The following is a 26,865-nucleotide window of genomic DNA, read 5'->3' on the forward strand; positions in this document are numbered from 1 at the left end:
GATATTTTGCAGGGTTGGGGGCTTTTTGAATGTGCTCAGTTAACCTGACGGTTCCGTCCTTTCCGCTTGAGGATTTCCTCGTGGCGGACGTGGTGTTCGGCCCGCTGGGCGTCGGTCAGTTCAGCGCGGGCGAGCAGGGGGTATCTGAAACCCTGCGGCGTTCACCCCGGACACCGGCGGCCAAGGTCCGTTCGCACTGGGTCCGTTTTCAAACTAAAAGTTGCCCTGCGCGAAGCTTCCGATAGCGGCAAAACGTCCCGCCTTATCCCGCCCTATCTCCGCACAAAGTAGGGACTGGAGTAGGGACCGGCTCGACGCATTGATAAATAATCAAAGGAAATCAAATCGCTAGCAAAGCGATGTGGCGGAGAGGGGGGGATTCGAACCCCCGGTACGCTTCCACGTACGCCGCATTTCGAGTGCGGTACATTCAACCACTCTGCCACCTCTCCGCGGGTCGGTAGTCCCTAATGGGGCTGAGCGAGCGGCTTCTCTAATCAAAGGCTGCGATGGCTGCAAGCCATGACGGCGAAGAAATTTGAACGGCGGTTCAACGCTGTCCGGGAAGGGACAGGCCGAAGGCGCCGCCGTCGCCCGGTTCGGGGCGGACATGGCGGAACAGTTCGGCGGGACGACCGCCGGTGTCGCTGGTGAAAACGCCCGTGGGCTGGACCAGACCGGTGCGTTCGACCCCTCGGCGGAAGTTCTGCTTGTGCAGCGACAGGCCCGCAACCGCCTCTACCGCCGCCTGCAGCGCCGACAGGGTGAAGGTCGGGGGCGTCAGGTCGAACAGAACAGGCCGGTATTTGAGTTTGCTGCGCAGGCGGGCGACGCCTGTGGCCAGGATTCGGCGGTGGTCGGACGCCATGGGCAGGTCGCCTGGGGAGGCGGGGGCGAGGCGGCCGTTGTCGCGCGCGGCCTCCTCGACCAAGCCGGCTTCATAGAGCAGCTCATAGCGGTCCAGCACGCGCTCCTCGTTCCAGCGCGCGCCGGGCGCGAGGGCGAAAAGAGCGTCTACGCGGCCCTTGCGGGCGGCGTCGTCGCCCGCCCAGGCGGTCAGGTCGGGGGCATGGGTGGTCAGAACCACGGCTTCACGGTCCCGCAGGGCGATGATCACCGCCGACAGGCCGATCCTTATGCCGGTGTGGGAGGATGAAGCCTCCGTCCGCGCCTGCGCCATACGTCTCCCTTGCGTCCGCCGCTCTCTGTGCTGCGCCTGACTATTCGGTGTGCCAGGCGTCGGCGCCGGGCAGGATGCCGACAGCTTCAGCCAGAACGCGATAGCGGTCCAGATAGCGCTGCTGGGCGATGGCTGCGGGCTGGGGCTCGATGATCAGATCATAGCCGGGCGGCGGGGCGCCGAAAATCTGCAGCGACTCGCGACGGGTGAAACCGGCCAACTGGGTCGCTTCGTAGAACGCGCAGGCCTTGTCGGCCTTCTTGATCAGGGTCTTGATCGTCTGCGGCGTCTTGGGTGGCAGCTGGAAGCGGACGTGGATGGCGGCTTCCAGACGCGCCTCGAAGTCCTTGTAGCCGGCGCCGAGCGCCGATTTGAACGGCGAGATCATGTCGCCGATGACGTATTCCGAGGCGTCGTGCAGTAGGGCGGCCAGGCGCCATTTCGGCTCCAGCCCCGGCCGGATGTGGGCGGCGATCTCTTCGACCACCAGCGAGTGTTGGGCCACCGAGAAGGCGTGTTCGCCGATCGTCTGGCCGTTCCAGCGGGCGACGCGCGCCAGGCCGTGAGCGATGTCCTCGATCTCGATGTCGAACGGCGAAGGGTCCAGCAGGTCCAGACGGCGGCCGGACAACATGCGTTGCCAGGCGCGAGGCGGCTTGGGTTTGCGGACTCGGGGCGCGGGGCCGGCGTCTTCGATTTCTTCGGCCAAGGTCTTGATGCTGCGCATGCTCAGGCTGGTGACTCAGACCGAACGCGCGATCAAGGGCGGCCGTTGCGATAGATGGGGGTTAATCGCCGACGTTGAGGGTCACCAGGGCCTTGGCGGCGTCGAACAGACGGTCCGGATCGCGGTCCTTGCTGCGCACGGTGGCGACGACGATGGGGCCGCCGACCGGGCCGCGCGCCTCATAACCGACGGTGCGCCAGCCGCTGGCGGAGGGTTCGTCGGCCGTCATCAGGAAGGTTGAACGCACGGATTCCCCGGCGGCGCTGGTGCGAATGCGCGCGGCGCCGTCGGTCGCTTCGATTTTTACGGCGTCGTCTCCGGACGAGACGTCGACGCGGCTGGACTTGTCGTCGGCGCGGATGGTCAGGCCGCCGATGCGGATGTTGGCGCGGTCGCCGTCGGCGTCGATCCGCATGCCCGGCAGGCGGACGGTTGCCTTGTCGCCCTGGGCGTCGACGCGCACGCCGGGCGCGCTGACGTGGGCGGAGTCGCCGGAGGCGGCTTCGGCCGCAGCACGAGAGGCGTCGGCCTCGGCGCGGGCCGCGTCCGCCTCGACCCTGGCCACGTCGGCCTCAGCCCTGGCGGCTTCGGCTTCGGCGCGGGCGTTTTCGGCTTCGACCTGGGCCATGGCCTCGGGCAGGTCGGCGGTCAGGCGGGTCTCGAAGGGCTTCAGGGCGTCCTGCGCCGAACCGCCGTCCAGCTGAACCAGCCGCAGGATGACTTCCGAGCCGCGCGGGCCGCTGTAGACGCAGGAGCCGTCAGCCCGCGCCGAGCCCTTGCGCGTCAGCACGCCCTGGGTCTGGGGGCATTGCAGGGCGTCGACCACCTTCAGCACGCCCGAGGAGTCCGAGGTCGTGGAGGTGGTGATGCGCACCGCGCCGCCGTTGTCGCAGGCGGCGGTCATCAGCGCCAGGGCGATAACGGGCCAGGTGATGTGTTGCATGGTCGGCTCCACTCCAGGCCCCGATTGTGCGCCATAAGCGCGGCGGGACCAGTGAAATCGCGGTAATCGAAAGGCGACGGGAAAGCGGCTGAAATCAGCCGCCGGGACGGGCGCCTTCGCGACGGGCCATGAAGGCCAGTCGTTCGAACAGATGCACGTCCTGCTCATTCTTCAGCAGGGCGCCGTGCAGCGGCGGGATCAGCTTGCCCGGCGTCTTTTCGCGCAGGGCCTCCGGCGCCACGTCATCGACCAGCAGCAGCTTCAGCCAGTCCAGCAGTTCCGAGGTCGAGGGCTTCTTCTTCAGGCCCGGCGTGTCGCGGATTTCATAGAAGGTCTTCAGCGCCTCGGCGACCAGACGCGGCTTGATGCCGGGGAAGTGGACCTCGACGATGTCCTGCATCGTCTCGGCGTCGGGGAAACGAATGTAGTGGAAGAAACAGCGGCGCAGGAAGGCGTCCGGCAGCTCCTTCTCATTGTTCGAGGTGATGACGACCACGGGGCGGATCTCGGCGCGGATCGTCTCGTCCGTTTCCTGGACGTAGAACTCCATGCGGTCGAGTTCCTGCAGCAGGTCGTTGGGGAATTCGATGTCGGCCTTGTCGATCTCGTCGATCAGCAGGACGGGGCGCGCGGGGGCGGTGAAGGCCTCCCACAGCTTGCCCTTTTTCAGATAGTTGCGCACGTCGTGGACGCGCTCGTCGCCCAACTGGCTGTCACGCAGACGACTGACGGCGTCATATTCATACAGGCCGTTATGGGCCTTGGTGGTCGACTTGACGTGCCAGGTGATCAGCGGGGCGTTCAGCGCGCGGGCCAGTTCATAAGCCAGAACCGTCTTGCCGGTGCCCGGCTCGCCCTTGATCAGCAGCGGGCGCTCCAGCGCCACGGCGGCGTTGACGGCTACCTTCAGGTCGTCGGTGGCGATGTAGTTGGACGTGCCTTCGAACCGGCTCATGCGAAACCTGCTCCATTCCGGGGGAAAGGAGCAGGTAGCTTAAAGAGATGCGCGTGAACAGGCGGCAGGCGTCAGGTGATGCGCTTGGCCGATACCGGGTCGCTGGCGGGGAAGGTTTCCTCGACGCCTTCGTCGATCAGGGCTTCCTGGCGGTTTTCGGCGCCCTTTTCCTTATCCTTCAGCTGATCGGGCTTGCCGCTCTCGCGCGGCGCGCGCTTGGCCGGAGGGGTGTTCGGATCGGCGTCTTCCTGAGCCTTGGTCGGATGATGTTCGGTCATGAAATCCCTCATTGTTCGGGGCCATAGCCCAGGTCCTCTATGTCGTCGTCAGAGAGGCGCTTGGCTTCCCAGTGGGCGGCGCTGGCCTGGGCGCCGCGCTGGTTGCGCATCAAGCCGGCGTAGACCAGCTCGATCTCGTTCGCGCCCGAGGTCGTGGCGCCGTCGCCGTCCGTCTCGTTCAAGCGCACGCCATTGACGCCCAGCAGGGCGTCGGCCTCGGCCTCTATGCCGTCCAGAGCCAGGTCGGCGTCCAGGTCGGCGTCATCCTCGTCAAAGGGTTCGGCGTCGGAGTCCCCGTCCATCTGGGTGACGTCCAGCACGTCGTCGGCTTCATCGAACGACAGATCGCCGTCGCCTTCATCGTCCAGATGGGTCTCGTCATAGACCTCGGCCTGGTCCTGGCCGTCGGTCTCGAATTCGGGTCCTGCCATCGTCGTCTCCCTTCCGAAAGGTCAACGGCTCGGCTCGGCAGGGCGTTCCCGTCTGCGCGATCGTGACGCTGGGAAGCGCTCGAAGTGAAGGGATGGTTAACCACGTCGCTTTACAGTTCTTCAGCGGCCGGCCGTCACGGTGAGGGCGGCGCCACGGAGACCTTCCCTTGCCTCTGAAACTGTCGCTGAAGCCCGGCGAGAAATTCGTGCTGAACGGGGCCGTCGTGCAGAACGGCGACCGTCGCGGCGTCCTGGTCCTGCAGAACAAGGCCAGCGTCCTGCGCGAGAAGGACATCATGCAGCCCGAGGACGTGACCACGCCTGCGCGCCGCATCTACTTCCCCGTCATGATGATGTATCTGGATGAGTCGGAAGCGCCGAAATTCTATGATGAATTCGCCTTGCGTCTGACGGAGTTCATGGGGGCGGTGCGCAATCCGGACATCCTGACGGAATGCGTCGCCTGCTCCAAGCACGTGCTGGCGCGCCAGTATTACAAGGCCCTGATGGGCGCTCGCAAAATCGTTGATTACGAAGACCAAAGGCTCGGCAATGTCGCTTCAGGCGTACAAGACGGCGGCGACGCGGGCTGAATCACCGCGTGAAATGGAATACCGGCTGTTCGGCCAGGTGACGCGCGCCTTGATGCACGCCTCGACCCTGGACAAGTCGGATGTCGCCGGGCGGATGGACGCCCTGGACTGGAACCGTCGGCTGTGGTCGACGCTTGCGACCGCCTGCTCGGACCCCGACAACGCCATGCCCCAGGCGATGCGAGCGCAGTTCATCTCGTTGAGCCTGTTCGTCAATCGCAACACGTCCGAGGTCATGCGGGGCGAAGACGACTTCTCGACCCTGATCGACATCAATCGCATGATCATGCAGGGCCTCAGCGGCCAGACCGACGCGGGCTGAGCCTAGAAGAGGTTCGTCGCCCATTCGGCGATGCCGGCGACGACGGCGACCACTGTCGCCCACACCAGGGTCAGATAGACGCCGCATACGGCCGTGCCGAAGAAGCCGGCCACGATGAAGGCGCCGTCGCGCTGGATGATCCCCAGGCCGAACAGCGCCAGGGTCAGGCCGGGCAGGGCGTCCCCGAACGGCACCGGCAGAGCCATCATCAACGCCAGCAGAATGCAGATCAGGCCGATGACCACATCGGCCGCCTCGCCCGTCAGCACCGGCCAGCGGGGGCGGGTCAGGCGCTCGACCCGGCGCAGGCGCGGCAGGATCTTCGCGGCGGCGGCGCAATAGGAAGCGCGGTTCACCGACAGGTTCAGCAGCCAGCGCGGCAGCCAGACCTTGTCGCGCTGCAGGGCCAGTTCGGCGGCGATCAGGATAATCGGCACGGAAAAGACCGCCTTGCCGCCCGGCGGCCACGGAAACAGCGCCATAAGCGCCAGCATCAGGATGACGGCGCCGAAGCCGCGTTCGCCGAAGCCTTCGACCATCTCGCGCAGGGACAGCTTCTCCGACTCGCCTTCGCCCAGTCGTTCCAACATGTCGGAAAAGGTGCGGCGTTCGTCAGGCGGCGGCGTGGAAACGAGCGACATCAAGCGGGACTCAGGGCGAAGATTGGAGGCACCGTAGGGGCGCGCGGGGGCCGACGCCATACCCTGTTATGCAGTCCTGTCCTCAGGACGCCATCCGCCATTGAATCAGTGCTTTGCGACGTGCTCGGGTTTGCCCTTGCGCCGGGTGTGGGCGAAGGCTTCCAACTGCTCTTCGGTCATCGATTCCATCATGGATTTCGACGCGCCCTTCAGCTTGGACTTGGGCGTATCGCCGCGCTTGGCCGACAGGGCGGCCCCGGCGGCTTTCTGCTGGGCGGCGGATTTGGCGGGCATGACGATCTCCTTTCGCGTGAAAGGCAACTGCCCGCCTGCCTCAAGGTTCCTGGGGCAGGGTCAGGCTGATCCGGGTTTGGCCAAGTTGGCGATGGATTTCGCTCGGCGTGGTGATACGCAGCGATAAGCCTTGGTTCTCGAGAACGATCGTTTCGTCGACGCGAAACTCGCGCAGGTCGGCCAATGGAACGGGCAGGCTGACGGCATGGACGATCATGGCGTCGGCGGCCACGCCCACGGGAACATCAATCAGAGCCGGGATTCCTTTGCTCTTCAGCGCAAAACCTGGAGCCTCCATGACCACCATGCCATGAGGCAAGGCGATGCCGCCGCTGGCCAGCGGGGTCATCGTCGCCGCTGAAAAAGACAACTGGACATCCTTGCCACGAACACTGGGCGCCTTCAGTTCGAGCACCAGCCAGTGGGGAGCCTGGTCTAGGAAGGCTTCGCGGCTCGTGACGCCTTCGGGCGCCTGGGCCAGTCTCTCGGCGGCCTTAGTCTTGAGGGAGGGATGGTCAAAGCGTGCGGCGGCGGCGGAGACATCCTCGGCCGAACCTTCGCCGATCGTCTGGCGTAGAAGGGCGTCCAGGGGGACGCCCCGACTGATGTGGGTTCGCCACTGGTCCGCGTCGAGGTCCGCAAGCAGCCAGGTCAGGGCGGCGCCGACAGGGTAGGCGCGCCAGCGGAACAGCTCGGAAACCAGGCTCATGTCCTTTTCGCCGGGAACGGTAAGATTGTCGGCGATGGCGCGGGGCAGGGCCGTGTCAGGGCGGCCGGCGATCAGGTTGCTGGCCTGGAGGCCGATGAACTCTGCCGTGCCCTCGGACCATTCTCTTTGTTGCTGCACCGCCAGGATTTCGGCAGGCAGACCGGCGCTGCGTGCTGTCCTGAGCGCCAGATAAGTTTGCGCCAGATGTCGCCGGACGCTCAGGTCAGGCTCCAGCAGGGCGGCTTGAAGAACCAGGCGCTCCAGATCCAGTGCAGCGATGAAGCCGGGGAGATCGGGAATGGAGTTCAGGTCGACGAATTCCTGATGCCCGTCGCGTGATGTCCAGCGAAAGGCCGTGTTCTGGAAGTCGTGAAACTGTTCGTGAAAGAGGGTCGACAGGTCGTCGTCGGGACCGTCGGGGCGCAGCAGGACCGTGTCCGGTCGGCCGGACGGATAGTCCAGGACGAAATGAAACTCAGCGCCCTCCAAACGGCCGGGCCTGAAACGGGGCGTGCCGGGCAGGCGGTCGCCGCCGAAGACGGCGCCGATATCCGGGGCATAGAGGATGAAGGGCTGGGTTTGCGGCCAGTATCCGGGCCACAGGCGACTGAGCGCCTCGGCGTGGCGTTCGACGCGCTCGGCCTGCGCCGTTAAAGCGTTCTGATCGAGAAGGGCGGCGGGAGATTGAGCCCAGGCGGCGGAGGCGAAAAGCGCGCCCACACCGCCCAGCAAAGCCCCCCGCCAGCTCACGTCAGCTTCCCAGAAGCTCGCGGCCGATCAGGAAGCGGCGGATTTCGTTGGTGCCGGCGCCGATGTCGTAGAGTTTGGCGTCGCGGACCAGGCGCTCGACCGGCCATTCCTTCGTGTAGCCGGCGCCGCCCAGGGCCTGGACGGCCTCCAGCGAGACCTTCACGGCGTTTTCCGAGGCCAGCAGGATGGCGCCCGCCGCGTCATAGCGGGTGGTCTTGCCCTGATCGCAAGCGCGGGCCACCGCATAGACATAGGCGCGGGCGCTGTTCAGGGCGACGTACATGTCGGCCACCTTGGCCTGCATCAGCTGGAAGCTGCCGATGGCCTTGCCGAACTGCTTGCGGTCGCGGACGTAGGGCAGGACCACGTCCAGGGCGGCCTGCATGATGCCCAGCGGGCCGGCCGACAGAACGGCGCGTTCATAGTCCAGACCGCTCATCAGCACGGCCGCGCCGCGCCCCTCGCCGCCCATGATGTTCTCTTCGGGGACTTCGCAATCCTCGAACACCAGTTCGGCCGTGTCCGAGCCGCGCATCCCCATCTTGTCCAGCTTCTTGGAGACGCTGAAACCCTTCATGCCCTTTTCGATCAGGAAGGCAGTGACGCCGCCGTTGCCTTCGCCCGTGCGGGCGTAGACGACCAGGGTGTCGGCCGAGGGGGCGTTGGTGATCCAGAACTTGGTGCCGTTCAGGACGTAGCGGTCGCCCTTCTTCTCGGCGCGGGTGCGCATGGACATGACGTCCGAACCCGAGCCGGCCTCGGACATGGCCAGGGAGCCGACGTGCTCGCCCGAGATTAGCTTGGGCAGGTATTTCGTCTTCTGCTCGGGCGTGCCCCAGCGGCGGATCTGGTTGACGCACAGGTTGGAGTGGGCGCCGTAGCTCAGGCCGATCGAGGCCGAGGCGCGGCTGACTTCTTCCATCGCCACCACGTGTTCGAGATAGCCGAGGCCGAGGCCGCCGAACTCTTCCTCGACGGTGATGCCGTGCAGACCCAGCTCGCCCATTTCGGGCCACAGGTCGCGGGCGAACTCGTTCTTCTCGTCGATTTCGGCGGCGCGGGGGGCCAGCCGTTCGGCGGCCCAGCGGGCGGTGGTGTCGCGGATGGCGTCAGCGGTCTCGCCGAGGCCGAATTCCATGGATTGGGGCGCGAAGGGAATGCTCATGCCGCAAGGCGTAGCATCGTGCGCGAGCTTCGCAAAGACGCCTCTTAGCGCGACTGTTTCTGCTTCGCGGCGTCCGTCGTTGAAGCCTTGGCGCGCAAGGCGCTCCAGGCCGCCATGCCGATGAAGACCAGACCGGCGATGGCCAGACCGGCGCCGATCAGGACGGTCGCGTCGCTGGCCGTGGGGGCGCGCCAGGCGCGCTGGAAGGCGGCGATTCCCGCCAGGAAGGCGAGGACGCCGACGCCGCCGATGAACAGGACGGCGCCCTTGTCGCCCAGTGCCGCATCGGGTGCGGCGGCGCGCGCTTCATGACGCAGGACGGCGGCCGTCGGCGGGGCGGCGTCGGCGGGCGGTTCGGCGGCGCCCGGCCCACGCACCGGGGCGGTCAGCAGGGCGTCCAGAGGGGCGGGCTGATCGGGCGCCGTGTCGAACAGGGCGCGCTCGGCCGAGCGGCGGCGATACAGGGCGTCGACCGGCGGCGAGGCGCGCTCGGGCCAGGCGGACAGGGCGACGGCGGCTTCGGACGGCGCATTCGCATCCAGCTTGGCCTGAACGTCCGACCCCTGAAACCGCTCCAGGCCGATGGAGAAGATGAAGCTGGCCAGGGCGTCGAACTGATGCTGGTTCAGCGGCAGGCGCACTCGCTCGTTCAACAGGGCGACGATGGGCATCAGGTCGTATTGCAGCAGCAGTTCGGCCTCGGCCTCGCTGACCACGGCACCGGGGCGAGCCGAGCGCGCGTGGCCGTAGCCGATGACGGGGGTCCCGTCGCGGCGCAGCACGGTGCGCGGACGGAAGCCCTCGAAGCTCTTGATCAGCAGAAGGCCTTCTCGAGAGATCTTGCGGCGTTGCGGCGCGGCTGCGGACACGGACTGACCCAATTCGAAACGGGCGTTCTCGCCCTGGCTGGGGCGGAGCAAGCCTTGTTCCGAAACGGACGGGGCCGTTTCAGGTCAGATTTACAGCAGGACGATGGTGGCCAGCCCGAGGAAGATCAGGAAGCCGAAGAAGTCGGTCGTCGCCGTCACGAACACGGCCGAGGACACCGCCGGGTCGAACTTCAGCTTGGACAGGGTCAGCGGGGTCAGCACGCCGACGCTGGCCGCGACCAGCAGGTTCAGGATCATGGCCGCCGCGATGACTGCGCCGATGCGCCAGTCCTGGAACCAGAAGCCCGCCGCCAGGCCGATCAACGGCGCCAGGACGAATCCGTTGGCCAAGCCGACGGCCATCTCGCGCCAGAAGGTTCTGAGGGCGTTTGACGCATTCAGCTCGCGCGTCGCTAGGGCGCGCACGGTGACGGTCAGGGCCTGGGTGCCCGCATTGCCGCCGATGGCCGAGACGATGGGCATCAGCACGGCCAGGGCCACGATCTGTTGGATGGTGCCTTCGAACAGGGCGATGACGCTGGCGCCCAGCATGGCGGTGAACAGGTTGATGCCCAGCCACGGCACGCGACCGCGCACGATCTCGAACACGCTGGACGAGCGGTCCTCGTCGGCGACGCCGGCCAGGCGCAGGATGTCCTCGCGGTTCTCTTCCTGGATGATGTTGACCACGTCATCGACGGTCAGCTGGCCGACCAGCCGTCCGCCCGTATCGACCACAGGCGCCGAGATCAGGTGGTATTTCTCGAAGATGTAGGCGACCTCTTCCTGGTCGACGTCCACCTCGATGGCGTTGACCGGCTCCATCAGCTCGATCAGGGGCGTTGCGCGCGGGCTGCGCAGCATCCGGCTGATGGCGACGCCGCCGACGGGCCGATTCATCGGATCGACGACATAGATGTCGAAGAACAGCTCGGGCAGGTCGTCGCCCTGGGCGCGCACGTGGTCGATGGTGTCGCCGACGTTCCAGAACTGCGGCGCGGCCATGAACTCGCGCTGCATCAGGCGCCCGGCCGAATCCTCCGCATAGCCCAGCGAGGATTCGATGGCCGCGCGCTCGACCTCGGGCATGGCGGCCAGCACGCGCTCGCGCTGGTCGTCCTCCAGGTCTTCGACGACCGAGGCGGCGTCGTCCGAATCCAGTTCCTGCAAGGCTTCGGCCAGGGTGGCCGAGGGGACGCGTTCCAGCACCTTTTCACGGATGCCGTCGTCCATCTCGGGCAGGGATTCGGCCAGCAGTTCAGGCGGCAGCCACTGGACTACGACCGAGCGGTGCTCGGCGGTCAGGAAGCCCATCAGATCGGCGACGTCGGCGGGGTGAAGGTCTTCCAGCAGGTTGCGCAGCCGCATCCCGTCGCCGTCGTCCGCGGCGTCCACCACCTTTTCGACGAAGGCCGCCGTCAGGGCGTAGTCTTCACCGAGGGCGGCGTGATCTTCGTCTTCGAGGTGGGGGTCTTCGGGGCGCAGAGGGGCAAAGTCCGTGTGGGTCACGTATCTGCCTCCTCTGTGATGATTTCAGCCTATCTAGCCGAGATTCGCCCTGTCAGATCAGATGGTGCGGTCGAGAAGACTCGAACTTCCACGGGTTGCCCCACAGCGACCTCAACGCTGCGCGTCTACCAATTCCGCCACGACCGCTCGCATCGGAGGGCGGGCAATAGCGGAGAGCCGACGGAAAGAAAAGAGCGTTTTGCGGAAATAGCGGAGAGAGGCGCAAATCCTTCTCCTGACAGGCGAGGGATGACTCAGGCGGCTCCGGCCATGAAGTCATAGACATCGGCTGGGCGGGTCACGGTGATGGCGATGCGGTCGTCGCGAATCTCGATCTCGCCGCGCGCGACGGGGTGGTTGTTGGCCAGGATCCAGACCTCGTCCTTTTCCGAGGCGTCCAGCGGGATCACCGCGCCACGGCCCATCCGCAGCAGTTGCTGCATCGGCAGGACCGAGCGGCCCAGCACGACCGAAATCTCGACATCGACGGCTTCGATCTGGCTCAAGACGGTACTCGCAAATCAACGGGCGGCCCTTGCGCCGCCGCGTTAGGCCCCACATTGAGGGCATCATGCTTGCCGACCCGTTAAACTCTTCCCAACGCCGCCTGTTTCGCGAAGACGGCCGTCCTGTCGAATGGGCGCTGTCGTCCGGCTATGTCGACTACGCCGCCGCCGAGGCCGCCATGGAGGCGCGCGTCGCCGCCATCGCCGCCGGAGAGGCCGAGGAGCTGGTCTGGCTGCTGGAACACCCGCCGCTCTACACTGCAGGCGTCTCGGCCAAGGACGACGACCTGCTGGCGCCCGATCGCTTTCCGGTGCACCGGACGGGACGGGGCGGGCAGTTCACCTACCACGGACCGGGCCAGCGCGTGGCCTATGTGATGCTGGACCTGAACCGACGCGGCAAGGACGTGCGCGGCTTCGTGCGTGGGCTGGAGGACTGGATCATCGGCGCCCTGGATCGTTTCGGCGTCGAGGCCGGGATGCGCGAGGGTCGCGTCGGCGTCTGGGTCGAGCGCAAGGGCGCGGGCTGGAGCCGCGAGGACAAGATCGCCGCCATCGGCGTCAAGGTCCGCAAATGGGTCAGCTTCCACGGCATCAGCCTGAACGTGGAGCCGGACCTCGATCATTTCGGCGGCATCGTGCCGTGCGGCATCACTGAACACGGCGTGACCAGCCTGGTCGATCTGGGCGTGCTGGCGACGATGGACGAGGCGGACGATGCGTTGAAGTCGTCCTTCCAGCAGGTGTTCGGGCCGGTTCAGCCGGGCGCCGCGCCGCTCTGAAGTCGGTCGCCGGGCGCGGCGCCGTAGCGGTTGAACGCCTTCTGACCCGGCAGGATCGCCAGATCGAAGGCGACCAGGGCGAGCGCGGCCGTTGCGACCCAATCCAGAATCGTCAGCGGTTGCGGCCACGCCAGGGCGAAGGCCAGCAGAATCGGTCCGCTCCACCACCCTGAACGACCCCGGTCATGCAGGCGTTGGGACAGGATGCAGAAGCCGCAGTAGAGCAGGGCGGCGGCGATTAGGGCGTGAAGCCAGCCCGGCGTTCGCAGAAGGATGTCCGCGGCGACCCAGGCGCCGACCAGGCAGGCTGCGCCCGCCACGAAGCGAATTCGACCGATGCGTCCCGTGGAGTTCAGGAAAAGATCAACCAGGGCGGTCATTCGCAAGCACGCGGCGTTTCGGCGCCTTTTGCGCCTGCGGAACTCACGGCCTAGTCGGGAAACAGGCGCGCGTAAACGTCGAGACCCGTAAAGCGGTGCAATTTCGTCACAGGGGTGGCGACGGCGCCGTTAATGGGTCTAAAACACGACCAACCCGCACACTGAACGGACTGGGAGAAACCCCTATGCAACGCCTGCTTTCCGCTTCGGCGGCCGTACTGGCCCTGAGCTTCGCCGCCTCGGCCGCCTCGGCGCAGAACTTCAGCGATCTGGCGCGGCAAGACCTTCAGGCGATGCACACGGCCCTGCGCGACAATCATCCGGCCGCCGTGGTGCCGGGCGACGCCAGCGCTCCGTTCCGCGCCTGGCTGGACGCCGGCTTGCAGCAGGCCCAGGCCAAGGCTGGTCAGGTCAACAGCGGCGACAGCCACGCCTATCTGCTGCGCTGGTACGCCAACGGCTTCCGCGATTCCAACATCGCGGCCCGTCCGACCTATGAGGGCCTGGGCCCGTTCTTCGCCACCAGCTGGCCGGGCGTGGCCACGGCCTGGCGCAACGGTCAGTATGTCGTCTCCTATGTTCAGCCGGGCGTGCGCGGCGCGCCGCCGCTGGGCGCCGTGCTCAAGAGCTGTAACGCGGAGCCGATCGAAGATCTGGCCAAGGCCAAGCTGGATCAGTTCGAGGGCGATCTGACGACCGAGGCTGGCCGCGTCCGCAGCGCCCCCTATCTGCTGTGGAACCGCAACAATCCGATGACGACGGGCGTGCCGGGCACTTGCGAATTCCAGGTCGGCCGCCGCACCCGCGACTTCACCTTGTCGCCGCAACCGGCCACGGCCCAGAACCTGGAAGCCGCCTATCGCGCCTCCGTTTACACCCCGTCGGGTGCGCCGCTCTCGGTCGAGACGGTGAACGGCCGCCCGTGGGTCAACGTCCACTCCCTGGCCGATGACGCCGCCTGGGACGCCTTCTTTGCCCAGATCGAGGCGCAGTCCGCCGCTATTCGCGGACCGCAAGGCTTCGTGCTGGACCTGCGCGGCGCCAACGGTTCGTCGCTCAACGCCACCACGCGCGGCTACGGCCTGGCCAACCGCATCTGGTCGCCGGAGTTCACCGTCAGCCGCCAGCCGGAAGCGGGCCAGATCACCTATCGCGCCACCGCCGCCAACCGTCAGTGGTTCGCCGACACCCTGAACCGCATGGTGTCCGACCCGCGCTTCGTCCAGGAATCGGGCGCGGTGATCGAGCAGACCCAGGCCATCGTCGCCGCCTTCGACAGCGCCATCGCCGCCGGTCAGCCGACCTTCGTCATGCCGGGCCGCCCGGCGACCCCGGACACCGGCGCCGCCAATCCGGTGCAGGGCCAGGTGATCGTTCTGGTCGACGCCGGCTGCTCGGGCGGCTGCCTGGACACGCTGGATCTGCTGAGCCGTCTGCCGAACGTGCGCATCGCCGGCTCGACCACGGCCGAGGACACCATCTTCATCGAGCCGACGACCCTGCGCCTGCCGTCCAACTATGCTGACCTGAGCTATGGCCATAAGGCCTGGACGACGCGTCAGCGCGGCAACAACGCGCCCTACGCCCCGGCCGGCGCCCTGGCCTATGCCGGCGACGCGACGGACGAAGCGGCCGTGCGGACCTGGGTGAACGGCCTGTTCGGCGCCTGATCCGAACGATCATCTCGGGCTATTGAGGGCCGGACGGTGGAACGACCGTCCGGCCCTTCCTATTTTGAGATCATGACCCAGATCGAATCCGTCGCCCCGATGCGCTCCGCCTCCGGCTATGACCTGACGCCCCCGACCGACAGCCAGCGCGTGGCGCTGGAGGCCGACCTCTCGCCGGAAGAAAAGCGCGTGCTTCTGGCCCACGGCACCGAGGCGCCCTTCTGCGGGACCTTGCTCGGTGAAAAGAGGGCAGGGGTCTTCTGCTGTCGCGAGTGCGGGCTGCCCCTGTTCCGGTCGGGGACCAAGTTCGAGAGCGGCACCGGCTGGCCCAGCTTCAACGAACCCGTCGATCCGGCCCACGTCCGCGCCGTGCGCGACGACAGCTATGGCATGGTGCGGGTCGAGACACGCTGCGCCCGTTGCGACAGCCATCAGGGGCACGTCTTCCCTGACGGCCCGCCGCCGACGGGCCTGCGCTACTGCATCAACTCGGTCGCGCTCAGTTTCGTGGCTGAAGGCGAGCCTCTGCCTGATCCTTTAGGGCGCGACGACGGGACGGCCTGACCTTGGCCGCATTTGAGGTTAGGGTGCTTGTGAACGGGAGTAGATGCGTATGCTGATCGAACTCATGGCCGCCTCCCTCTTGCTGGCGAGCAGCGATCCCGAAGGCGTGGTTTCGACGGCGCCGCGCGCTGGTCCGGGCGCCGTGCCGACGCTGACCGCCGATGCCTTGGCCGCGACGGTCAGCGACGCCTCGCCCGCCGTGACGCTTCAGACGGCGGCGCCGCACGGCATGACGACGGAAGAGCAGATTTCCCGCTGGATCAACGAGCGCAAGACCGATGCGCCGCCCGTCGAGACCTGGGCCGACGCCTGGGAAGAGACCGCGCCCCGCAAAATGCACGGCCAGGTCAGCGCTGGGATCGGCACCGGCGGCTACAAGGACTTCGGCGCGGCGGTCTCTCTGCCGCTGGGCGAGAACGGCACGCTGAACCTGAGTTTCAGCCAGACGAAGAACGCGCCCTGGGCCTACGGCTATGGCTACGGACCCTATGGCTTTGGCGCGGGACGCTACGGTCTGGACGGCTACGGCTGGCGAGACGCCTATGGCGCTGTGCCAGGGCCCTGGGGCGTGCGCAGCCCACGCGAGCGCGCCGGCCGAATTCGTCCTTTCGAGTTGGACGACGAGCGTCGCGATACGCCTGACGACGCCACGCGATAGGGCATCGGGCGGCCGAAGTGCGGCCTGAGGGCCACGGCGTGCGCTTTTTCCCCCGTGGCGTCGCATCGCCGCATTCCCTTTCTATGTGCTGATCCCATATGCCCTCGGGCAAAGGATCAGTATGGACAGTTTGCTTACCTCGGCCGCCGACTTCATCGCCCGCAACGCCATGTGGGCCGGCGTGATCCTTGGCGTCGTGACCTTCTTCGAGTCTCTGGTCGTCATTGGCGCCTTCGTGCCGGCGACGGGCTTGCTGGTCGCGGCGGGCGGGCTGGTGGCCGCAGGCGTGCTGGACCCCTTCACCGTCATCGGCGGCTGTGTCATCGGCGCGGTGATGGGCGACGCCATTTCCTACTGGATCGGTCGGCGCCTGGGCACGCGGGTGCTGCGTCACCATCTGCTGGTCCCGCACCGTCGCAAGCTGGCCTGGACGCGCCTGTACTGCCGCCGCTACGGCGTGGCCTCCATCTTCATCGGCCGTTTCTTCGGTCCGCTGCGCGCCTTCGTGCCGGTGATGGTGGGCGTGCTGCAGATGCGCCAGCGCGTGTTCCAGATCGCCAACGTCTCTTCGGCCTTCGTCTGGGTGCTGGCCATGCTGGCGCCCGGCTATCTGGCCGCCAAGGGTTTGGCCAAGCTGGAGATGATGAGCGAGGCGCATAATCCGACCCTGTGGCTGCTGGCCTTCGGCGCGGTGGTGCTGGTGCTTGTGCTGGCCATGCGCTGGCTGAAGGGACGCGCGGCGCGCCGTAACGCCCTGTTGGAAGCTTCTGTGCGAGGGCTGGGGGAGTAGTCTCACCCGCTCTTTCCGCGCTCCAAGGTGCAAGTGCGAGATTTCCATCCTTCGTCACGCTCGAGCTCGTCCCGAGGGGCCGTGTTGATCGTGCCCTTTCATCCCGGCTCATCCCGGCGTCAGCCGGGAGGAGCGGAGGTAGGCAGCGAGAAACACTTAAACTGAACTGCCTACGAAAAAGGGCCCGGCGGATGCCGGGCCCTTTCGCGTTCCTGCCTCGCGGCGGGATCAGTCGTGGGTGTGGCTGTGGGTCTCGGCGGCCGAGGCCGTGCCCGAGGCGCTCCAGGCCTGACCGTCTTCGCTCTCGAACCAGAACGGCTTGCGCTCTGCGCCGCCGACCTCGTTCATGTGGTTATCGAACAGACGGCCGTTGATCATGGTGTAGCCGATCTTGGTCGAGTCCCGCAGGTTCTCGAGCGGATTGGCGTTCAGCACGACCAGGTCCGCCAGCTTGCCGACTTCCAACGAGCCGATGTCCTTGTCCATGCCCAGGGCGCGGGCGCCGTTGATGGTGCCGACGCGTAGGGATTCGTGGGCGCTCATGCCGCCCTGTTCGAACATCCACAGCTCCCAGTGGGCGCCGAGCCCCTCACGCTGGCCGTGGGCGCCGATCTGGACCGAAACGCCCTGGTCCATCAGCCGCTTGGACTCACGCGCGATGGAGATGTGGTTCAGCTCCTCCGGCGGGGTCTTCACCGGACGGCGCGAACGCGAATCCAGGATGCGGCGCGGCACGTATTGCGTCAGGATCGGATCCTTCCAGACGTCGGTCGTCTCATACCAGTGGTTCTCGCCCCAGGCGCCGCCGAAGCCGACGATCAGGGTCGGGGTGTAGGCCGTTCCCGTCTGAGACCACAGTTGCACCGCGTCGTCGTACATCCGCTCCACCGGCACCGAGTGCTCGATGGTGGTGTGGCCGTCGACCAGCATGCTCATGTTGGCGTGGTACAGCGAGCCGCCTTCCGGCACGACCATCATACCCAGTTCGCGGGCGGCCTGCATGATCTGCTGACGCTGGTCGCGGCGTGGCTGGTTGTAGCTCTTCACGCTCCAGGCGCCGATGGCCTGCATCCGGCGCAGGTGCGAGCGCGCATCGTCGAGGTTGTTCACCACGGCGGTGGTCGGCGTCGCCGCCCCGTACAGGATGGTGCCGGTCGAGAAGATGCGCGGCGCCACGACGCGACCGGCCTTGGCCAGTTCGCTGTGGGCGAAGATCTCGCTGTTGTCGTTCGACGGGTCGTGCAGCGTCGTCACCCCGAAGGCCAGGGCGGCGTAGTTCACCCAGCTCTGCTGCGGGATGATCTCGTCCGAACCCATGCGGCCGTGCCAATGAGCGTCGACCAGGCCGGGGATGATGGTCTTGCCGGCCATGTCCATGACGCGGGCGCCGGCCGGAACCGTGACCGAGCCGCGCGGGCCGATGGCCTCGATGCGGTTGCCGTTGACGACGACGACGCCGTCTTCGATGACTTCTTCGCCCTTCATGGTGATCAGGCGGGCGCCGGTCAGGACGGTGACGCCGCTGGGGCGGGCGTAGTCGGCGCTGAAGCCGATCTTGATGCCATGCTCGGCGGGCTTGGGCAGGTCAGCCGGCGCGCCGTCCATGAAGGCGAAGCTCTCGCTCAGCGGGCGCGAGAACAGCTCGGGTCCCATCGACCACTGCAGGCGGCTTGAATCGCCGGACCAGTGCAGCCACTCGCCGGCGTCGCGGGTGACGCGGGTCTGCGGCAGAGCCTTGGCGTCGGCGCTGACCGTGATCGGACGGCCCGTCGGGACGAAGGGGGCGACATAGGCGTTGAAACGCTCGGTCCAGGCGATCCACCGTTCGTCGGGCGAGATCGAGAACTCGGCCGCCCATTCGCTGCTCAGGTGGGTGCGTTCATCCTCGCCCGACAGGTTGACGGATTTCAGGACGCGCTTCTCGCCGTCGCGAGCGCTCAGGAAGATGCGGTCGTTGCTGGCGCCGAACTGCGGGTTGGCGCCGGAATCGGTGACCTTGACCGGCTCGCCGCCGCGCACGGAGACGCGGTAGATGCCCGGTTCGCGGCTCCACATGGCCGAGCGCAGGTAGCCGTCGCTGGAGGTGCGATAGACGACCGTCTGACCGTCCGGCGAGAAGCGCGGCTCCAGATAGTGGCCGGGGTTGGTCGTGATGGTGCGGCCTTCGCCGCCCGCGACCGGAACCACGCGGATGGAGCCCAGGTTCTCGTCGTTCCAGGTCGTGTAGACGATGGAGCGGCCGTCACGCGACCAGGACGGGTACAGCTCGAAATGGTCGCTCTGGCGCGTCAGGCGACGCGGCGTTCCGGCCACGCCGTTGCGCAGATCACGGACCCACAGATTGCCCAGGGCCTCGAACACCACCTTGGAGCCGTCAGGCGAGGTCTGGGCCCAGCGGATCATTTTCACGTCGAACTGGGCCGGGGCCACGTCCACGGGGAAGCGGGCGGTTTCCTGGACCCGGCGAGTGTCGGTGACGCGGAAGGGCACTTCGCTGACGGCCTTGGAGGCCACGTCGATGCGACGGATCTTGCCGCCGGCCCAGATGACGATGGAGCCGTTGTCCGGCGTCCAGGCGAAGCCCGGATAGACGCCGTGGATGGCCCAGGTCTCCTGCATGTCGCGGTCCAGGGCGTCGTAGATCGGCGTCTCGCGCCCGGACTCCAGGTCCATGACGTAGAGCGTCGACTGGTAGCGATCACGGCGCACGAAGGCCAACGACTTGCCGTCCGGCGACGGGGTGGGGCGCACCGAACCGCCGGGGCCGGTGACGAAGGGCTTGATCTCGCCCGTCTCGCGATCCAGGCGGCGGATCACATAGAGCTGGGTGTTCGGATCCTTGGAGTATTCAAAGACGCCGCCCGGCGTGGATTCGTCGCTGAAGTACATGTAGCGGCCGTCGGGCGAGAAGGCGGGCTCGCCCGTGTCTTTCTGCTGGGTGCGGCGCTCGGTCAGTTGCACGCCGCTGCCGCCGCCCGAGCGGTGGTACATCCACATTTCGCCCGCGCCCAGCGAGCGCGAGGAGGTAAAGTGCTTGCGCCCGACGATGAACTGGCTGTCCGGCGTCCAGGCGGGGGAGTTCAGCAGGCGGAAGGTCTCGCTCGACACCTGGCGCGGGTTCGAGCCGTCGCGGTCCATGACCCACAGGTTGTCGCCGCCGGCGCGGTCGGAGGTGAAGGCGATGAAGCGGCCGTCCGGCGAATAGCGCGGCTGCATGTCCCAGGCCACGCCCGAAGCGATGGGGCGCGCTTCGCCGCCGCTGATCGGCATCACATAGATGTCGCCCAGCAGGTCGAAGATGATCTCGCGGCCGTCTGGGCTGACGTCCAGCGCCATCCAGGTGCCTTCATCGACGTTGATGTTGACGTCGCGCTGGGCGCCGATCGGGTTCTGCACGTCCCATTTCGGCGTCGCGTCAGCCCCGCCGGATGCGGGCGTCTGGGCGAACGCCGGAAAGGCCACGGTCAGCGCCGCGGCGGTGGTCATCAGAATACGCTTCATGAAAAGCCCCTCAGCCCCTCGAACAACTTGGATGAGACGAAGCTAGCGGCGCGCGGTCCGGATTGACCAGTCGGGATAATGGCGCAAAGGCCGAATAATCTTCGGCAGCTTGTCGCGCGGAAGGTGGCGAGCGCCCTGCGCGATTTCGTCGTCTTGCCGTCAAGCTTCAGCTGACGGAGCTTCTCGCAGGCGCTCTTTCCGGGCGGCGAACAAGGGAGTTCATAGTGAGCGCGTCGAATGGAACGCCGAATGCGTCGGCCTGGACGATCGTGAGCGCGGGGGCTGACGACGCCGACGCCTTGGCCCTGATCGGAGCGGCTTCCTTTCTGGAGACGTTCGCCGGGATATTGGACGGCGCGGCCATCGTCTCCCATTGCGGCGTCGCCCATGCCTCCGGCTACTACGCGGAGCGACTGAAGGCGGGCGCGGCTGCGTGGCTGGCGCAGGTCGAACATGGCGCGCCCATCGGCTACGCGCTGCTGGACAAACCGCAGCTTCCGGAGGTCGAGGTCCGCGAAGATGATCTGGAGCTGAAGCGGATCTACGCCCTGAGCCGATTTCAGGGCGGGGGACTGGGGCGCGCCTTGATGGCGGCGGCGCAGGACGAGGCGCGTCGCCGGGGCGCGCGGCGGCTGTTGTTAGGCGTCTATGCGCAGAACCAGCGGGCGTTGGCCTTCTATGCCCGCGCGGGATTTGTCGGGCTGGGCCAGCGGCGCTTCAGCGTGGGCGGGCGTGAGTATGGAGACATGATCCTGGCGCGCGACCTGGCGTGACGCCTATCGGCTCCGAACGGCGCAATGGAGCCGTCGCAGGATTCGATCGTGTGACGTTCTTTTGAGTGTTTCTGAAAACATGGCGCCTATCCCCATATTGTTTCGAGGGGAAAGGCGTTTGGCTGCGTATTGCCGTTTCTCAAGTATAGATATGAAATAATCTACGGCTCTGTTTAAAGCGCATGATCATTTGGATCAACGCAAAATAGCCATGTCTGGCCCGCCTTTCGAGGTGGGCTAGTGATATATCGAAGTTTTGGTACTTTTTCAGAGTATTTTTTGCTAATTTTGTGACATTTTAGCATAAATATTGCCGATTTTTGAGCTGTCATATGTATATACATGACTTGACGCTCAAGACGCCTCACGCACAGGTTCCGTCGCATTCAGGGCTCAAGGTTCTGCATGAATACCTAAGCGGGAAGGCATGGGGATGATGAAAAAGAGGCTTTTGTTGGCGGGGGCGGCTGTCGCCGCGACGATGTACGGCGCAACGGCGTCGGCTCAGGAAGTCGATGTGACGAATGTTGACGACATCGTCGTCACCGGCAGCCGGATCAAACGTCAGGACATCACCGGGGTCGGCCCCGCCACGGTCGTGACGGGCGAGGACATCGAGCGCACCGGCATCACCAACGTCGAGACTCTGCTGCAGCGCCTGCCGTCGTCGGCCGGCGCAGCGGGCAATCAGACGAACTCCTACTGGACCGGCAACGGCTATGGCACGGCGCAGGTCAACCTGCGCGGCCTGGGCATCAACCGGACCCTGACGCTCATCAACGGTCGTCGCGTGGTCAACGGCGGCACCGGCGCCAACAGCGCCCCTGACCTGAACATGATCCCGACCCCGATCATCGCGCGCATGGACGTGTTGAAGGACGGGGCCTCGGCCATCTACGGCGCGGACGCTGTGGCCGGGGTGGTGAACATCATCACCGTCAACGGCTATGAAGGCCTGAAGGTGTCGGGCAAGTACGGCATCACCGATGAAGGCGACGGCCAGGATGTGAACTTTGACGTCCTGTGGGGCATCAAGAACGACCGGGGCAGCGTCACCGCCGCTTTGACCTATCAGAAGTCCGAGGAGGTCAATCTTGCCAGCCGCGCGCCGTGCGGCCTGGGCGAGGTCAACGGCGCCCTGACCTGCATCTCCAGCGCCACGACCCCGGGCGGCCGCGCCGTTCTGCCGAACGGGCAGATGATCAACTTCAACCAGACGCCGGGCGGGGACGGGAACTTCTACGAGCCGTATAATCCGGCCAAGCACAACCACAACTCGAACGGTTATCTGAACGCGTCTTCGCCGATCGAACGCTTCAGCACGGCCGTGTTGGCCGACTACCAACTGACCGACAAGGTCAGCCTGTTCGGGGAACTGTTCTTCACCCACCGTGAGAGCAACCAGATGGCCGCGCCGGGCGCTCTGCGCGACATCCGCATCGCCGCCGATCATCCGACCAACCCGACGGGCCAGGATCTGCTGTTGATCCGCCGCCTGCTGGTCGAGCCGGGCCAGCGTCAGTTCTTCCAAGAAACGGACACCTATCGCTTCGTGGGCGGCGCGCGCGGCGACATCGCCGGCGACTGGACCTGGGAAGCCTCCGCAAACTGGGGCCGCAACACCGGCGTCGACGGCATGACCAACATCGTCAACCTGCAACGGCTGGGCGATACGCTGAACACCTCGCTGTGCAGCCCGACGCCGGGCGCCGCCGTGCCGTGCGGCGACTATCTGGGCATGGGCGACGTCAATCAGGACGTGCTGGACTACATTCTGTTCAACTCGCGCGACACCGGCGGCAACGAGCAGAAGAGCTTCACCTTCGACGTCAGCGGCACGGTCATGGAGCTGCCGGCCGGTACGCTGGCGATGGCGGCGGGCCTGGTCTATCGCGAAGAGAAGGGCTGGCGCGATCCCGACGCCCTGACCGTGCTGGGCTACGCCAACACCAACCAGCAGGATCCGATCGCGGGCGAGACCAAGGCCAAGGAAGCCTATGTCGAACTGTCGGCGCCCCTGCTGAGCGACCTGCCGTTCGTGCAGCGGCTCGAGTTGGACGGCGCTGTCCGTTACTCGGACTATGACATGTTCGGCGGCAACACGACCTATAAGCTGGGCCTGAACTGGACGGTGGTCGACAGCCTGCGCCTGCGGGCCACCTATGGCACGGGCTTCCGCATCCCCAGCGTGCCGGAACTGTTCGGCGGCGTGGCCGAGGGCAACCTGACCACGACCGATCCGTGCAGCCGCTACAACACGAGCGGCGACGCCGTGCTGATCGCCAACTGCGCCGCCTCGGGCGTGCCGGCGGGCTATGTGCAGATGGGCAACAGCATCCTGACCACGGTCGGCGGCAATGAGAAGCTGCAGCCGGAAAGCACCGAGACCCTGACCCTGGGCCTGGTGTGGCAGCCGACGCAGATTAATGGTCTGACGCTGACGGCCGACTATTTCGACATCAAGGTCGAGGACGCCATCCGCTCCATCCCGGGTTCGACCAAGCTGGCGATCTGCTATGCGACGCCGAACATGGACCACCCGTTCTGCAAGCCGGACAGCTTCACCCGCAATCCGCTGACGGGTGAAGTGAACTATCTGTCGGCCCAGCCCTCCAATACGGGTCTGGAGACGATGAAGGGCGTGGACATCGGCGTGCGCTACGCCTTCGACATCGGCCAACGTCGCGCCAGCCTGGACTGGAACACCACCTATCTGGATGAATACGTCATCACGCCCTTTGAAGGCGGCGATCCGATCATCTTCGACGGTCATATCGGCGGCGGCAACGGCGGCTATCCGCACTGGCGTTCGAACGCCAGCCTGACGGTCATGGATGAGCGTTGGGCCGGGACCTATTCGGTCCAGATGATCGGCGAGGCGACGGACTTCAACGCCGCGCCGGGCGATATCGGCTATCAGGCTGACGCTGTCTTCTACCACAACGCCCAGTTCTCCTACCGGGTGAACGACAACGTCGACGTGGCTTTCGGCATCGACAACCTGTTCGACAAGAAGGCCCCGTTCATCCAGAGCTGGACCGACGGCAACACCGACACGATGACCTACGATCTGCTGGGCCGTCGCGGGTATGTCCGCCTGACGTATCAGTTCAACTAAAACCGATGTGAGGTGCGTCAGGCGCGTGTTCTAGAGCGCCGCCTGACGCAACCGTCTCTCACAACCCGTGAGTATAAAATGATACGCTGGCCTCTATTGGCGCGTAGAACCCACAAGTGGTTTTCGCTCATCATGGGCATTCAGGCCCTGTTCTGGATTGTGAGCGGTCTCTACATGACCGCCATCCATATCGACATCATCCACGGCAACCACCTGATCCGGACGCCGGACGCCAAGCCGATCGCGACGGACGGCCTGGTGGAGCCGTCGGCCATCCTGCAAGGCGCCGACCAGGCTCAGAGCCTGCGGTTGGTGCAGCAGCTGGATCAGCCGCTCTACATCGTGACGGATGCAAGCGGGCAGGCGCTGTTCGACGCTCGCTCGGGCCAGAAGCTGCCCCTGATCGACGAAGCCGGCGCCCGCCAGCGCGCCGAGCGAATCTACGCCCCCGAGGGCGGGATCGTGAAGGCTGAGCTTCTGACCGAAATCCCCGGCGAGATCCGCGGCCGCGCCGCGCCGATCTGGCGTGTGGAGTTTGAGGGCATGTGGAAGCCGACGCTCTACCTCTCGCCGCACACCGGCGAACTGCTGTCCCGACGCCATGACCTGTGGAGAGGCTTCGACTTCTTCTGGATGCTCCACATCATGGACTACGAGACCCGCGACAACATGAACAACGCCCTGCTGAAGGTCGCGACCTGGATGATGGTGGCGACGTCGCTGTCGGGCGCCTGGCTCCTGATCTTCAGTTTCCGCCGCAAGCGCCGCGTGCGCAAAAAAGCCGCTGCGTGAGGACCATCGATGTTTCTACTTCGCAGACTTCATAAGTGGTTCGGCCTGGTCCTGGGGATCCAGCTCCTGCTGTGGGCCATCAGCGGCGCCGTCATGGCCATGATCGACCATCACAAGGTGACGGGCGGTCACGTCCTGGCCGAGGTCAAGCCGATCCCTGCGCCGACCCAGGTGCTGTCCCTGGCTCAGGTGTCCCAGGCTGTGGGCGCGCCCGTGTCGCAGATCGAACTGCGGCCGCTGCAGGACCAGTGGGTCTTCGCGGCGACGACCGCCGAGGGGGTCAAGCTGGTCGATCCGGTCAGCGCCGCGCCTGTGGTCATCGACGCCGAGCGCGCCAAGACCCTGGCGACGGCGGCCTTCAACGGTTCGGCGGCGATCACCTCGGTCACGCGCGTCGAGAAGCCGACGCTCGAGACCCGTGACTTCGCCCTGCCGGCCTGGCGGGTCGAGTTCGCGGACAAGGAGCGCTCGACCTTCATCTTGAACGCCGACACCGGCGAACTGGCGGGCGCCAAGACCAACACCTGGCGGCTGTGGGACGTGTTCTGGATGATCCACATCATGGACTACACGGATCGCCAGAGCTTCAACCACCCGCTCATCATCATCATCGCCACCGGCTGCCTGTGGCTGGCGCTGAGCGGTTTCATCATGCTGTTCCAGGCCTTCCGCAGACAGGACTTCGCCTATCTGCACGACGGCATCGAATGGCTGCAGGAGCGGCGTCGCCGCTGACGACGAAAGGCCGGGGCGCCCGTGGCGGCGTTCCGGCCTTCTTCATGTTTCAGAGCCTGAAGAAGGCAGCCATGACCTTGGGAGGGGCGCATGGACAGTCCGCTTCACCGGCGCATCCGGTCCGACATCGCCGAGCGCATCCTGTCGGGTGAATGGCCCCCCGGTTTTCGCATTCCCTTCGAGCATGAGCTGATGGCCGACTACGACTGCTCGCGCATGACGGTCAGCAAGGCTCTGGCGCCGCTGGCCGAGCGGGGCATGATCGTTCGGCGCAAACGTTTCGGCTCCTTCGTGGCGAGGCCGCGCATCCATTCCGTGTTGCTGGACATTCCCGACATCCAGGCGGAGATCCAGAAGCGCGGCGAGCCTTATGGCTATGAGTTGCTGATGCGGAAGATTCGCGCCGCTCATCGCCGCGACGCCAGCGAACTGGGTCTGACCGCTGCGGGCGAAGTGATCGAACTGCGCTGCTTGCACAAGGGCAGCGGCCGCGCGTTCGCCCTGGAGGAGCGGGTGATCTGCCTCACCTCGGTTCCTCAGGCCAGGGATGCGGCGTTCGACGAGATTCCGCCCGGCACCTGGCTGCTTGAAAAAGTGCCCTGGACTGAGGCCGAGCATAAGATCAGCGCCGTGAACGTGTCGCGGGCGACGGCGGCGACGCTGGGCGTTGAGCCGTCGGCGGCCTGTCTGTCGCTGGAGCGTCGAACCTGGCGGCGGGCTGAGGGCATCACCTTCGTGCGGCTGACCTTCCCCGGCGAAGCCTATGACCTGGGCGCCCGTTTCGCGCCCTCTGAACCCGATCCGGCGGTTCCCACCGGCGCATAAGTCGCCGCCGCGATCCAAACATATGAGTTGAAGGAGAGGTCATGTCGGCTGATGGCGGGGCGGCGATGCCCAAGGTTGTGATCATCGGCGCGGGACACGCGGGGGGCTCGGCGGCGGCGCTGCTGAGGCAGTATGGGTTCGAGGGCGAGATCGTCCTGGCGGGGCAGGAGAGCGCGCCGCCCTATCAGCGGCCGCCCCTATCGAAAGCCTGGCTGAAAGGGGAGGCGGGTCTGGAAGACCTGCTGCTGCGCCCCGAGAGCTTCTACGCCGAGCAGGACATCACGCTGCGCACCGGCGTCATGGCGACCGCTGTAGACGCTGCGGCCAAGACCGTGACCTTCGCCGACGGGACGGTCGAGCCTTACGATGTGCTGATCCTGGCCACCGGCTCGACGGCCCGCAAAC

The 26,865-nt window shown here is 66.2% G+C and carries 28 protein-coding genes and 2 tRNA genes; 13 read left to right on the forward strand and 17 right to left on the reverse strand.

All coding sequences use genetic code 11. The features are described from left to right. Window positions 1-362 precede the first annotated feature (362 nt). From FM111_RS13105 to FM111_RS13135, 7 genes are all read right to left on the reverse strand, one after another. Window positions 363-452 (reverse strand) — tRNA-Ser (locus tag FM111_RS13105). 98 nt (window positions 453-550) lie between these two features. Then, window positions 551-1,180 (reverse strand): NUDIX hydrolase, encoded by a 630-nt coding sequence (locus FM111_RS13110; protein ID WP_087141378.1) that lies wholly within the window; start codon window positions 1,178-1,180, stop codon window positions 551-553. Between the two features lie 40 nt (window positions 1,181-1,220). Continuing rightward, on the reverse strand, window positions 1,221-1,814 hold the full coding sequence (locus FM111_RS13115; protein WP_087141399.1) for a YfbR-like 5'-deoxynucleotidase: 594 nt from the start codon (window positions 1,812-1,814) through the stop codon (window positions 1,221-1,223). 154 nt (window positions 1,815-1,968) lie between these two features. Then, a complete protein-coding gene (locus tag FM111_RS13120; RefSeq protein WP_087141379.1) occupies window positions 1,969-2,850 on the reverse strand; it encodes a methyltransferase type 11 in 882 nt (293 codons plus the stop codon). A gap of 94 nt (window positions 2,851-2,944) precedes the next feature. After that, window positions 2,945-3,805 (reverse strand): AAA family ATPase, encoded by an 861-nt coding sequence (locus FM111_RS13125; RefSeq protein WP_087141380.1) that lies wholly within the window; start codon window positions 3,803-3,805, stop codon window positions 2,945-2,947. A 71-nt stretch (window positions 3,806-3,876) separates the two neighbouring features. Beyond that, window positions 3,877-4,083: a hypothetical protein gene (locus FM111_RS13130; protein ID WP_256968282.1), complete on the reverse strand. Its 207-nt coding sequence runs from the start codon at window positions 4,081-4,083 to the stop codon at window positions 3,877-3,879. A gap of 8 nt (window positions 4,084-4,091) precedes the next feature. Further along, window positions 4,092-4,514, reverse strand: a complete 423-nt coding sequence (locus FM111_RS13135) for a hypothetical protein (protein WP_087141382.1) — start codon at window positions 4,512-4,514, stop codon at window positions 4,092-4,094. A gap of 167 nt (window positions 4,515-4,681) precedes the next feature. Between FM111_RS13135 and flbT the strand changes: the two genes are divergently transcribed. Both flbT and flaF read left to right on the forward strand, forming a co-directional pair. Beyond that, window positions 4,682-5,107, forward strand: coding sequence for a flagellar biosynthesis repressor FlbT (gene flbT, locus FM111_RS13140; protein WP_087141383.1), 426 nt, complete (start codon window positions 4,682-4,684; stop codon window positions 5,105-5,107). Beyond that, on the forward strand, window positions 5,067-5,429 hold the full coding sequence (gene flaF / locus FM111_RS13145) for a flagellar biosynthesis regulator FlaF (RefSeq protein ID WP_087141384.1): 363 nt from the start codon (window positions 5,067-5,069) through the stop codon (window positions 5,427-5,429). The genes flbT and flaF overlap by 41 nt, the downstream gene beginning before the upstream one ends. A 2-nt stretch (window positions 5,430-5,431) precedes the next feature. Here flaF and FM111_RS13150 read toward each other — a convergent pair whose 3' ends face one another. From FM111_RS13150 to FM111_RS13185, 8 genes are all read right to left on the reverse strand, one after another. Continuing rightward, window positions 5,432-6,070 (reverse strand): exopolysaccharide biosynthesis protein, encoded by a 639-nt coding sequence (locus tag FM111_RS13150; protein WP_087141400.1) that lies wholly within the window; start codon window positions 6,068-6,070, stop codon window positions 5,432-5,434. Window positions 6,071-6,175: 105 nt separating this feature from the next. After that, the gene (locus FM111_RS13155; protein ID WP_087141401.1) at window positions 6,176-6,364 is read right to left on the reverse strand and encodes a DUF3008 family protein; all 189 of its coding nucleotides are present in this window, start codon (window positions 6,362-6,364) and stop codon (window positions 6,176-6,178) included. A 40-nt stretch (window positions 6,365-6,404) separates the two neighbouring features. Next, the gene (locus FM111_RS13160; protein WP_143276121.1) at window positions 6,405-7,823 is read right to left on the reverse strand and encodes a hypothetical protein; all 1,419 of its coding nucleotides are present in this window, start codon (window positions 7,821-7,823) and stop codon (window positions 6,405-6,407) included. Window position 7,824: 1 nt separating this feature from the next. Further along, window positions 7,825-8,988, reverse strand: coding sequence for an isovaleryl-CoA dehydrogenase (locus tag FM111_RS13165; RefSeq protein WP_087141386.1), 1,164 nt, complete (start codon window positions 8,986-8,988; stop codon window positions 7,825-7,827). A 44-nt stretch (window positions 8,989-9,032) separates the two neighbouring features. Then, window positions 9,033-9,908, reverse strand: a complete 876-nt coding sequence (locus FM111_RS13170; RefSeq protein ID WP_087141387.1) for a lysozyme — start codon at window positions 9,906-9,908, stop codon at window positions 9,033-9,035. 39 nt (window positions 9,909-9,947) lie between these two features. Further along, window positions 9,948-11,366 carry a magnesium transporter gene (gene mgtE / locus FM111_RS13175; protein WP_087141388.1) on the reverse strand — a complete coding sequence of 473 codons (1,419 nt, stop codon included), beginning with the start codon at window positions 11,364-11,366 and terminating at the stop codon, window positions 9,948-9,950. Between the two features lie 62 nt (window positions 11,367-11,428). Further along, window positions 11,429-11,513: transfer RNA gene (locus FM111_RS13180), tRNA-Leu, on the reverse strand. A gap of 107 nt (window positions 11,514-11,620) precedes the next feature. After that, window positions 11,621-11,872, reverse strand: coding sequence for a FliM/FliN family flagellar motor switch protein (locus FM111_RS13185; RefSeq protein WP_003164329.1), 252 nt, complete (start codon window positions 11,870-11,872; stop codon window positions 11,621-11,623). Window positions 11,873-11,937: 65 nt separating this feature from the next. On the opposite strand from FM111_RS13185, the gene lipB reads away from it, so the two are divergent. Further along, entirely contained in the window at window positions 11,938-12,654 is a 717-nt protein-coding gene (gene lipB / locus FM111_RS13190; RefSeq protein WP_087141389.1) for a lipoyl(octanoyl) transferase LipB, read from the forward strand. Here the strand turns inward: lipB and FM111_RS13195 are convergent. Next, on the reverse strand, window positions 12,630-13,034 hold the full coding sequence (locus tag FM111_RS13195; protein ID WP_087141390.1) for a DUF805 domain-containing protein: 405 nt from the start codon (window positions 13,032-13,034) through the stop codon (window positions 12,630-12,632). The two genes, lipB and FM111_RS13195, sit on opposite strands and share 25 nt — an antisense overlap. Window positions 13,035-13,219: 185 nt before the next feature. On the opposite strand from FM111_RS13195, the gene FM111_RS13200 reads away from it, so the two are divergent. The 4 genes from FM111_RS13200 to FM111_RS13215 all read left to right on the forward strand — a co-directional run bounded on the left by FM111_RS13200 (window position 13,220) and on the right by FM111_RS13215 (window position 16,716). Further along, the gene (locus tag FM111_RS13200; protein WP_087141391.1) at window positions 13,220-14,704 is read left to right on the forward strand and encodes a hypothetical protein; all 1,485 of its coding nucleotides are present in this window, start codon (window positions 13,220-13,222) and stop codon (window positions 14,702-14,704) included. A gap of 72 nt (window positions 14,705-14,776) precedes the next feature. After that, complete coding sequence (msrB, locus tag FM111_RS13205) at window positions 14,777-15,268, forward strand: peptide-methionine (R)-S-oxide reductase MsrB (RefSeq protein WP_087141392.1); 492 nt, start codon at window positions 14,777-14,779, stop codon at window positions 15,266-15,268. Between the two features lie 49 nt (window positions 15,269-15,317). Beyond that, on the forward strand, window positions 15,318-15,926 hold the full coding sequence (locus FM111_RS13210) for a hypothetical protein (protein WP_087141393.1): 609 nt from the start codon (window positions 15,318-15,320) through the stop codon (window positions 15,924-15,926). Window positions 15,927-16,047: 121 nt separating this feature from the next. Continuing rightward, window positions 16,048-16,716, forward strand: coding sequence for a DedA family protein (locus FM111_RS13215; RefSeq protein ID WP_087141394.1), 669 nt, complete (start codon window positions 16,048-16,050; stop codon window positions 16,714-16,716). A 228-nt stretch (window positions 16,717-16,944) separates the two neighbouring features. Here the strand turns inward: FM111_RS13215 and FM111_RS13220 are convergent, their stop codons facing one another. Beyond that, window positions 16,945-20,217, reverse strand: a complete 3,273-nt coding sequence (locus FM111_RS13220; RefSeq protein ID WP_087141395.1) for an amidohydrolase family protein — start codon at window positions 20,215-20,217, stop codon at window positions 16,945-16,947. Between the two features lie 224 nt (window positions 20,218-20,441). Between FM111_RS13220 and FM111_RS13225 the strand changes: the two genes are divergently transcribed. The 6 genes from FM111_RS13225 to FM111_RS13250 form a co-directional block, all read left to right on the forward strand. Continuing rightward, complete coding sequence (locus FM111_RS13225; protein WP_256968285.1) at window positions 20,442-20,990, forward strand: GNAT family N-acetyltransferase; 549 nt, start codon at window positions 20,442-20,444, stop codon at window positions 20,988-20,990. Window positions 20,991-21,426: 436 nt separating this feature from the next. Beyond that, window positions 21,427-24,108: a TonB-dependent receptor gene (locus FM111_RS13230; RefSeq protein WP_087141403.1), complete on the forward strand. Its 2,682-nt coding sequence runs from the start codon at window positions 21,427-21,429 to the stop codon at window positions 24,106-24,108. A gap of 174 nt (window positions 24,109-24,282) precedes the next feature. Further along, window positions 24,283-24,900 carry a hypothetical protein gene (locus FM111_RS13235; RefSeq protein ID WP_373407977.1) on the forward strand — a complete coding sequence of 206 codons (618 nt, stop codon included), beginning with the start codon at window positions 24,283-24,285 and terminating at the stop codon, window positions 24,898-24,900. Between the two features lie 9 nt (window positions 24,901-24,909). After that, window positions 24,910-25,635 carry a PepSY domain-containing protein gene (locus FM111_RS13240; protein WP_087141397.1) on the forward strand — a complete coding sequence of 242 codons (726 nt, stop codon included), beginning with the start codon at window positions 24,910-24,912 and terminating at the stop codon, window positions 25,633-25,635. Window positions 25,636-25,725: 90 nt separating this feature from the next. Beyond that, window positions 25,726-26,460 carry a histidine utilization repressor gene (gene hutC / locus FM111_RS13245; RefSeq protein WP_087141398.1) on the forward strand — a complete coding sequence of 245 codons (735 nt, stop codon included), beginning with the start codon at window positions 25,726-25,728 and terminating at the stop codon, window positions 26,458-26,460. Between the two features lie 41 nt (window positions 26,461-26,501). After that, window positions 26,502-26,865, forward strand: a 364-nt coding sequence (locus FM111_RS13250; RefSeq protein WP_256968288.1) for an FAD-dependent oxidoreductase, incomplete at its 3' end; no start/stop codon positions are given.

It is taken from the genome of Brevundimonas diminuta 3F5N (assembly GCF_900163625.1).
Classification (GTDB): Bacteria; Pseudomonadota; Alphaproteobacteria; order Caulobacterales; family Caulobacteraceae; genus Brevundimonas; species Brevundimonas diminuta_A.